Genomic DNA, 8,180 nt, shown 5'->3' on the forward strand with positions numbered 1-8,180 from the left:
GTAGACGTAGTCGACGTTTTGGCCGTCGTCGGTGGTCTGGTGGGTCAGTTCGGTCTGGCTGGTGCCGGCGTAGGTGTAGGTGCCGGTTCCGGTGGAGGTGGTGGCCGCGGTCATCTGTCCGGCGCCGTTGTAGGTGACCGAGGACAGCGACGGGGTTTTCGTGAGGTTCCCGGCGGCGTCGTAGGTGTAGCCGCTGGTGGTGATCTGGTTGGCGGCGTTGTGGGTCAGGGTCGTGGCGCCGGTGGCGGTCGTGCGGTTGCCGCGCGGGTCATAGCCGTAGCTGTACGTGGTCCCACCTCCCGAAGTCGCCACTGACGTCAGCCGGTTGCCCGGGTCGTATCCGTAGGTCGTCGTTTTCCCCGTCAGGTTGTCCTTAGACCACTGCAGGAGGCTGCGGTCGTCGGTGGTGGCGGTGGAGCAGGTGGTGCCGGGTGTGCCGTTGGTGGTGCGGCAGTAGGTGACGTCGAACTGGCGGGTGGGTGAGGTGGCGGGGCCCTGGTCGGCCCAGACTCGTGAGGGGCGGCCGGAGGCGTCGTAGTCCTGGTGGACGTGGGCTTTGTAGAGGGTGTGGTCGGTGTCGGTGCCGTACCAGGTGTCGGTGCGGCGGCCGTGGTCGTCGTAGGCGAAGCGGATCTTGGTGGAGGTCGGCGCTGCGGTGATGAGCTGGGTCAGCAGGTTCGCGTCGTCGTAGCTGTAGAGCAGAGGAGATCCCGAAGAGTGGGGCGAGCTGGCGCATCGTGAGGTTCGTCCGGTAATACACGGCCACCAAATGTCTCCACCCACAACGGCTCAGCCCGCAACACCCCACCCATACAGAAGGAATGCCCCATCACGGACGTTCTGCAACAACCTTTAGGACTGACACTGCTGCAGCCTCCGCCAGTGCGATTTGAGGCGCAGGCGACGTGTTGTGCTGGAGAGAAATGAAGCTCCAGACCCGGCGTCCCGAGCCAGGCCGCTGCTGAATAGGGCGACAACACGAACGCTGTCGTCCTGAGCGGCCGAGGAGCCGGCCCACCGTGGGTATCCGCGGTGGGCCCGGGTGCTTGAAGGTGACAGACGCCAGACGGACTACCGCATGGTGAGTCACAGACGAGAGCAGTCGCAAAGCTGATTCTGGGCGGACTTGATCGACTGTCAGTAGCGTGTGGCATGCATCCCGAGATGCCACAAAGGTCCAGACAGATGTAGCCTGACGTCACGATGCCGGAATGGACAGAGCGGACTGCAGCAGCCCATGCGAAGGCAATAGCCGCCTTGAGAGCTGGGGCCCTACCGCCGTGGACCGATCATCAAGAATTTCTCCTTACGTCCTAGCTGGTGCGGGAACGGCTGCGCCGTGAACTTCCCGAACCCGACAGCGCGGGCGGGCGGCTCTATGTCCTGGGATTCCAAGGTCTTCGCTCCGTAGTCAAGGTGGGATGCACTGCTTTCCCGGAACGGCAGGTCAGCAACTATGAGACTCAAGCGCGCAATCTTGGGTTTGCCTTGGTCGACGGATGGATATCCGGGCCGGTCGGGACGAAGAAGCAGGCGCTCGCCCCTTCCACCTCGGCGACGTCCAGTTCCCCAGCCCGGGTACGCGACAACGGCAGGCCGATCGGCACGATGTGGGACCAGCCGTGCAGGGCCCGCAGGTTCCACAACAGGGCGGCGTCCGGGACGCTCTTGTGCTCGCAGAGGACGTAGACGTTGCGGCCCAGGTCGCGGGCTGCCGCACCGGCTTCCTGCAGCCAGTCGTCAACACCGTTGGTGCCCACCCACACAGGGCGGGGTGTCAGGGACATCCGGCTCAGTCCCACGGGCGTGACCTGCCGGCACCGCGCCAGCAGCTCATCCACCCCCAAGCTTTCGGGGGTCTGCCGCTCGAGGGTCAAGACATCGGAGAACTGCAGATCATCGCGGGCTCTTGAGTACGCCAGCAGGTCTTCGTCGGGCCGGTGCGGCAAGCGCCCCAGCATGACGCTGTACACCAGCTCCCAGGGATCGCCCGCCGGTGTGCCGGTCACGGTCACCGTACGGAGACTCTCGGCGTCCCCCGCCCCGGCAATCATGAGAACCGGTATCTCTTCACCCCGTCCCGTAGGCAGCCGCATCGCCTCGCCCAGTTCGCGGCATCGCTGCTGCCAGGCCTGTGACTCGGTATCAGGGACGACGACCGTCAGGTAGTCGAGCTCGCTGCGCAGCAGCAACGTCCGGTACAAGTCGCTGACGCTGCCGTCGGCAGCCACCGGAACAATGAGGTCGCCGACCCCGCCCCATACCTGGCAGGCACGTTCGATCACCCGCAGCAGGCCTGCGTAGTCGTCGTCGCGAATCAGATAGGCACGTCTGAAGGGACGCACATGGCGGCGTGCCAGGACCGTTCCCTCCGTGGCAGTCCGGCTCAGAACATTGCGCATGCCGAGATCCCCCTTGCCGCCAACTCCCGCACCCGCGACGGTCGCCCGAGCCGTCCGCAGCTTCCTCAACAGATCATCCCGCGCCCGCGAACGTCCCGATGCCGGGACGGGGCAGAAGCTGTGCGCGGACCGCCATGCGTCGAGGGCCGGAACGGTCCGTGAACCGACGGCGACTGCCGCGACACCAGGCTTGAGCCGGGTTATGCACGATGTGGAGACGCCGCTGCTCGTGGACATGCACGGCCAGAGCCGCCTGCGTGGCTCGGTGGATTGGTTTGTGCTGGTCAGCGATTGAGCGCACTTTCGGTGGGCGCCGGGCGGCCCGGCTGCGCTGTGCGCTGACGGATTCGGTGGGCTGGCTGATCGGGCGGGGGCTGTCGCGCCGGGCCGACTGCGGGTGTCTGCGGTGAGACGAAGACCTGCGGATGGATACCGGCGGCCCCTGCGGCTCCCTGGTTGCCGATCGGTGCGGCCTGCGCCTCAGGTGGCCGCGAAGGGAGATGAGGCCCCGCCTCATGCTATGGCTATGGCGGAAGGGTCGCGGGTGGCGTACGGGCAGCAGCCGCGTGAGACGGTCTGCGAGCAACTGGTGCACCCAGGGCCGGAGAGAGGGTGCCGTCTTTGAGCGCGAACAGCGTCGGGAGGCCCTCGCGTGGCCCGCGCCGAAGCCGAGGCAGCTGGGCAGGCCCGGCGCGCGGCCATGCTCTGGCTGCGGCAAGCAGGATGCGGCCGGGGGTGTGAGGCTTATGCGAACCTCAGCGCAGTCGAGGCCCTGATCGTCGAGACGGCGCTGATAGCGGCCGCCGCGGGGGCGGACGTCAACGATCGCGCCGACGTCGATGGCGTCCTGGCGCACGGGAGGCGACCATCCGCACCGATTTGGACCAGGTGCTGGCCGACGCGGCCGCGGAGTACTGGTGTTCCGTTCTGCCGGCGCTGGCCCGCAGCGAACCGGCCGAGGCGGAGGCCCGGCTGGCGTACGGGGCGAAGATGTGCTCATCGGCGCACCGTCGACAACTCGTGCCGCGGCCGAGGAAGCCGCCGCTGAGGTCGCCCAGCAGGCCTGTGAGCGCACCGCTCGGCATCTGCCGTCCACTCGTACGGCCGCGGTGCGCGCCGGGAAGTATGCCGGCGTCGCCGTGCTGGCTGCCGGCGGTGAGCTGTACCCGTACGCGGCGGGTGCTGCCCGGGCGCGTGCTGCGATGCGCGGCCGAGCACGGCCGTGAGGGCCCCTGAGAGACGGGTTTCGGTTGAGCGGGAGCCGCAGAAGCGTGGCGATGGCCCGTACTGCCTGTCGACGGCGTGGTTCTCGGTCACTAGATTTAGAACGAAAGTTCGAACATTGGGGCGAGTGGAGCAGTCGGCAACCGCAGCAATACCGAGCAACGGGCCCCGGTACTTGCCGGATGCGGGCATCGTTGGGCAGCACGCCGCGCTTGTCCCTGGTGACGGTGTGAAGACGCGCATGGCAGGAGGAGACCCGTGAGTGATCGCAGCGCCATCGAGTGGACTGAGGCGACGTGGAACCCGACGACTGGGTGCGATCGTGTGTCGGCCGGCTGCGACAACTGCTACGCGCTCACCCTGGCGAAACGCCTCAAGGCGATGGGGTCGGCGAAGTACCAGAGGGATGGCGATCCGCGGACCTCCGGGCCGGGGTTCGGCCTGACCGTGCATCCGGATGCTCTCCAGATCCCTTACGGCTGGAAGAGTCCGCGGACGGTGTTCGTCAACTCGATGTCGGACCTATTCCACGCTCGCGTACCGCTGGACTTCGTTCGCCAGGTTTTTGAGGTGGTCGCCGACACGCCGCAGCACACCTATCAGGTGCTGACCAAGCGGGCGCGGCGGCTACGGCAGGTCGCCGACGGGCTTGAGTGGCCGGCGAACCTGTGGATGGGGGTGTCGGTGGAGGGCGAGAAGGAACTCGCTCGCGTCGACGACCTGCGCCAGGCGCCGGCTGCGGTGCGGTTCCTGTCGTGCGAACCGCTGCTGGGACCGCTGAAGGGCCTGGACGTTTCCGGCATCGACTGGGTGATCGCCGGCGGGGAGTCCGGTCCGCGCTTCCGGCCGCTGGAGCCGGAGTGGGTGACCGGTATTCGCGACGTCTGCCAGGAGGCCGATGTGCCGTTCTTCTTCAAGCAGTGGGGCGGCCGGACCCCGAAGGCGGGAGGCCGTCTGCTGGAGGGACAGCAGTGGGACCAGCTTCCGCTGGCCGCGGCGGTCAGTTCAGGCTGATCCGGCTCTTGCGGGTGAGCTTGCCACTGCTCAGCACCGTCACGACGCCGTCGTTGCGCAGCTCCTGGACAGCGGCGAGCGCATGCTTGGGCAGCCAGCGGGAGGTCTCGGTCAGCAGCCACTGACCGATGTCCTCCACCGTCGCGACTCCCTGGGACAGACGTTGGTGGACCAGTTCCAGCAGCTCTGGGTCGACCACGTCCGCGCCGGCGAACAGCGTGGACTGTCCGGGGAGGACCCCGCCGCGAGTGCGGGGGTCCTTGAAGCTCATACCGTCGCTGACGTCGACCTTCCACATGGCCTCTTTCATCGCCTCCAGGCCCCCGTGGGGTGGCCGGTGCCGAAGACGAGGTACAGAGGCTGGCCAGTGCGGGGCACGAGCCGGAACTGCAACTGGGAGCGGAACCCCGCCCGGCGCAGCGCGTCACGGTAGGTCGACAGCCACACACGCCACCGCTCGTCAGGCCGGAGTTCTGCATCAGCGGGCGACCAGAACTCGCGGCCGCCGAAGACCATGTCGAGGAGCTCCGGGTTGAACTCCTCACTGGCCATCTGCCGCCCCTGCTCGCGGCTGAACCAGTTGGGACCGAAGGTGGTGATGACTTCGCTGGAGGGGTTGTGGGCAATGCGGCGCATGAGGGACAACAGCACGTTGATGTTGCCCCAGCTGTCAAAGATCCCCAGGACCGGGTGGCCCCAGGCGTCCAGCTTGGTCAGCAGTTCGCCGCTGTCCTGTCCGGCCTCGCCGTGATGCACTTCGACGTGTACGGGCAGGTCTTCTAGCGGCCCGAAGCAGCGGACGAGCTCCGCACGCAGATGCTCGTAACGTGGCCGCTCCTTCTCGATGAAGATCAGACGGACACGCTGCCGGCTGAGGTTCATGCGGTCGACCGCAGTGTGGTTCAGCAGCTTTCTCAGGATGAAGACGGGCGAGCCCTCTTCTCCGCCCAGGTAGCGGCCCGGGCCGGCGAAGGCGTCCAGCAGCGTGACGCGAGGACGGGAGTATCCGGTGCGGGCGGAAGTCTGCAGAAAGATCGGCCACCAGGCGTCCAGGTACTGCTTGTACAACCGGTGCTTCGCCTCGGTAGCTGGCTCCAGCTTCCACAAGACGCCCATTTTGACCCCCTGTACGCGTCGTCCCCCACGCAGTCGGCAGCCCGACCGACTAGACCCTGATCACCGATGGTGAGTGCATATGCTCTGCGGGTAAAGACCGCGTACCAGCCGCACGTGAGCAGGGGGGCTGGGGTCAGTCCAGGGGGGAGGGGGCAACGATGCCCAGGACCTTCCAGTCCTGAGTGCCGGTGTCGCGTTGTACCCGCAGGCCTCCCCGGCGCAGTGCGTCGACGAGTCCGCGTTCCAGGGCATCGATGGCGCCACACAGGTGCTCCGCCCTGCCGTCGCTGCCCTGTGTCTCCGCGACGTCGAACAGCTTGTCGCTGACATTCCAGCTGACGGTGACGTGGTCGGCCGGCTCTCCCGGCTTCCACACCTCTTCACGCCTCAGCGCCACACCGGGCATGCTGTGGCGTTCGGCCACCGGCAGGTGCAGAAGGAAGCAGACCAGTCTGATCCTCTCCACCAGTTCGGTCGGCAGGTCCATCTCTTCGGGCGTGTAGCCCGGCCAGTCGTCGGTGTCGGTGTCATCGGCCACGGCGTACAGCCTCCCCGACCAGCCCGCCGCCGCGCTACGGCATCACCACGTCCTTCACTGCCGGGTGCTTCGGCGAACTCTTCTCGCCGTTCATCGGTCTGTTGGCCCACAGGACGAACACCTTTGTGCCGGCCACCCGGAGTCAGCCCCGGCACCCGCACGTCACGTCCGTGGCCGCCGACAGCACCACCAACCGGCCTCACTCCTCACCTGAGCAGGTGATCACCGCAAGTCGTCCTCGGGCCCTTAGCGCGTCGGGACGGAGTCCACGGACGGCCCGGGGCTGTCGGGAGGGATACCCAACTGGGCTCCTGTCCTGGACATGCGGGTGTGCCGGTTATGTCAGATACCCGGCCCAACTAGACAGCGGACCCCGCCGGGGCGGGCTCCGACCATCCGGCAGCCGAGCCAGTGAGGGTCGGCCCAAGCTTCACCGCTCGCCTGCGGCTGGTTTCCAGGGGCCGAGCTGGGCTGTCGCGGCTTTGAGCTCTTTCTCGGTGATGTTCTCGCTGCCGCTGTGGATCGCGATGACGGCGGCGGTGGAGATGACGTAGCTGAGGGCTTTGAAGTAGCCGCCGGTGAGCTGGTGCAGTTGGGCGGCGTGCTTACTGAGGGCGTTTTCCTCGAGCCGGTACAGCCTCAAGTCGGCCTCGAAACTAGCCAGTACGCGCCGGAACATCTCCTGTTCCTCGGCCTTGGGGCCCAGGGGCAGGGGGTGCAGCCAGGTCACGGGCAGCAGCGCAGTGGGGGAGGGCGAGACGAGATCCGCCGGGCGGCCCGCCTGTTCGAGCCGTACCCGGTTCTCCGCGCTGACCCGGGTCAGGTCCTGGGCCAGGATGCGGGCCTGGTGCAGGAGGTGGCTGGCGCCGGTGCCGCAGAAGATGAGCGAGATGCCCAGCTTGTCGCGCAGGTAGTCGAAGTGGGGCAGCACGTTGGCCAGTTGCTGTGGCGAGGCCCGGTCGATGTCGTCGACGAGCAGCAGACGGGTCTGCGCCGTCTCCAGGACGTAGTTGACCGACAGGGTCACGTCCTGGTGCCTGCGCATCTCCAGGACTTCCGCGAGGCTCTTCGGCTCGGGGTTGAGACCCAGGTAGGAGCCGATCTCCCAGATCCAGTTCACCTTCAGCTCCGGGTCCGCGGGGGTGGTGATGTGCACCACCGGGATCGTGTTGGGCTGCCGGCCGTTCGTGGCGACTTCGATCTCCTGCTGGGCGGTGCGTCCGATCGCTCGCAGCAGGCAGGTCTTGCCGGTGCCTGCGGGCCCGTCGATGACATGGTCCATCAGGCCCTCACGGCTCCCGCTGTTGCGGTGGACCGCCTCGACGACCGTCTTCTGCATGTGCGTCATCGCGTCGGTGGGCACCATCCGCAGGTGCCGGTGGTAGGCGATGGCCTGTTCGTCCGTCTTCCTGTCCTCGGCGGCACTGTCGCCTGGCGCCAGGACGGGCGGGTTCACCTCCTCGTCGACGAAGTGGGTCCAGCCGGTGAGCTGGAACAGCGGCAGAGGCCGCATCGGGGTGTCCCTGGCTGCGTCGTTCACGGCCCCTGCCCCAGGTCGCCTACACATCCCATACGTCGTTCTCGGCCTCGTCATCGTCCGGATCGGAGTCGTCGAGGAGCTCTGCGTCGACGACCTCGTCTACAGATGCCGGTGCTTCGGCCGTGAAGGCCTGCGGCCCGCTGCCGTCGCCGTCGTCGGGGAAGAGCGCTGCGAGCGGATGCGGAGCCAGCCCGCTGCCCGAAGTCGGCCCCACGTCGTGGGGGGGCCCCGGGCGCCCCCCCCCGGGGGGGGGGGGGGGGGGGGGCCGGGGGGGGGTGGGGCGCGCCCGGGAGGGCCGCCGGGGGGACAGGGCGGACAACACCCGACCCCCCGACGGGTGCAGGGG

8 protein-coding genes and 1 pseudogene are annotated in these 8,180 nt (G+C 67.8%); 1 reads left to right on the plus strand and 8 read right to left on the minus strand.

The genetic code is table 11. From position 1 onward, the window contains the following. The 3 genes and pseudogenes from ACIOC1_RS35460 to ACIOC1_RS35470 form a co-directional block, all read right to left on the minus strand. On the minus strand, nucleotides 1-312 hold a 312-nt coding region (locus tag ACIOC1_RS35460; protein ID WP_401858740.1), incomplete at its 3' end, for a hypothetical protein. A gap of 373 nt (nucleotides 313-685) precedes the next feature. Continuing rightward, nucleotides 686-769, minus strand: a pseudogene (locus ACIOC1_RS35465) (transposase family protein); the annotation flags it as partial. A 694-nt stretch (nucleotides 770-1,463) separates the two neighbouring features. Continuing rightward, on the minus strand, nucleotides 1,464-2,402 hold the full coding sequence (locus tag ACIOC1_RS35470; protein ID WP_401858743.1) for a hypothetical protein: 939 nt from the start codon (nucleotides 2,400-2,402) through the stop codon (nucleotides 1,464-1,466). Nucleotides 2,403-3,884: 1,482 nt separating this feature from the next. Between ACIOC1_RS35470 and ACIOC1_RS35475 the strand changes: the two genes are divergently transcribed. After that, nucleotides 3,885-4,640 (plus strand): DUF5131 family protein, encoded by a 756-nt coding sequence (locus tag ACIOC1_RS35475; RefSeq protein WP_401858746.1) that lies wholly within the window; start codon nucleotides 3,885-3,887, stop codon nucleotides 4,638-4,640. Here the strand turns inward: ACIOC1_RS35475 and ACIOC1_RS35480 are convergent. From ACIOC1_RS35480 to ACIOC1_RS35500, 5 genes are all read right to left on the minus strand, one after another. Then, the gene (locus ACIOC1_RS35480) at nucleotides 4,627-4,950 is read right to left on the minus strand and encodes a hypothetical protein (RefSeq protein WP_401858749.1); all 324 of its coding nucleotides are present in this window, start codon (nucleotides 4,948-4,950) and stop codon (nucleotides 4,627-4,629) included. The genes ACIOC1_RS35475 and ACIOC1_RS35480 overlap by 14 nt on opposite strands. Next, on the minus strand, nucleotides 4,947-5,747 hold the full coding sequence (locus ACIOC1_RS35485) for a three-Cys-motif partner protein TcmP (RefSeq protein ID WP_401858751.1): 801 nt from the start codon (nucleotides 5,745-5,747) through the stop codon (nucleotides 4,947-4,949). The genes ACIOC1_RS35480 and ACIOC1_RS35485 overlap by 4 nt, the downstream gene beginning before the upstream one ends. A gap of 142 nt (nucleotides 5,748-5,889) precedes the next feature. After that, the gene (locus tag ACIOC1_RS35490; RefSeq protein ID WP_401858754.1) at nucleotides 5,890-6,294 is read right to left on the minus strand and encodes a hypothetical protein; all 405 of its coding nucleotides are present in this window, start codon (nucleotides 6,292-6,294) and stop codon (nucleotides 5,890-5,892) included. A gap of 430 nt (nucleotides 6,295-6,724) precedes the next feature. Continuing rightward, a complete protein-coding gene (locus ACIOC1_RS35495; RefSeq protein ID WP_401858756.1) occupies nucleotides 6,725-7,807 on the minus strand; it encodes an AAA family ATPase in 1,083 nt (360 codons plus the stop codon). Between the two features lie 46 nt (nucleotides 7,808-7,853). Next, nucleotides 7,854-8,048, minus strand: coding sequence for a hypothetical protein (locus tag ACIOC1_RS35500; protein WP_401858759.1), 195 nt, complete (start codon nucleotides 8,046-8,048; stop codon nucleotides 7,854-7,856). Nucleotides 8,049-8,180: the final 132 nt, after the last annotated feature.

Source organism: Streptomyces sp. NPDC088197, from assembly GCF_044741185.1.
Lineage (GTDB): Bacteria > Actinomycetota > Actinomycetes > Streptomycetales > Streptomycetaceae > Actinacidiphila.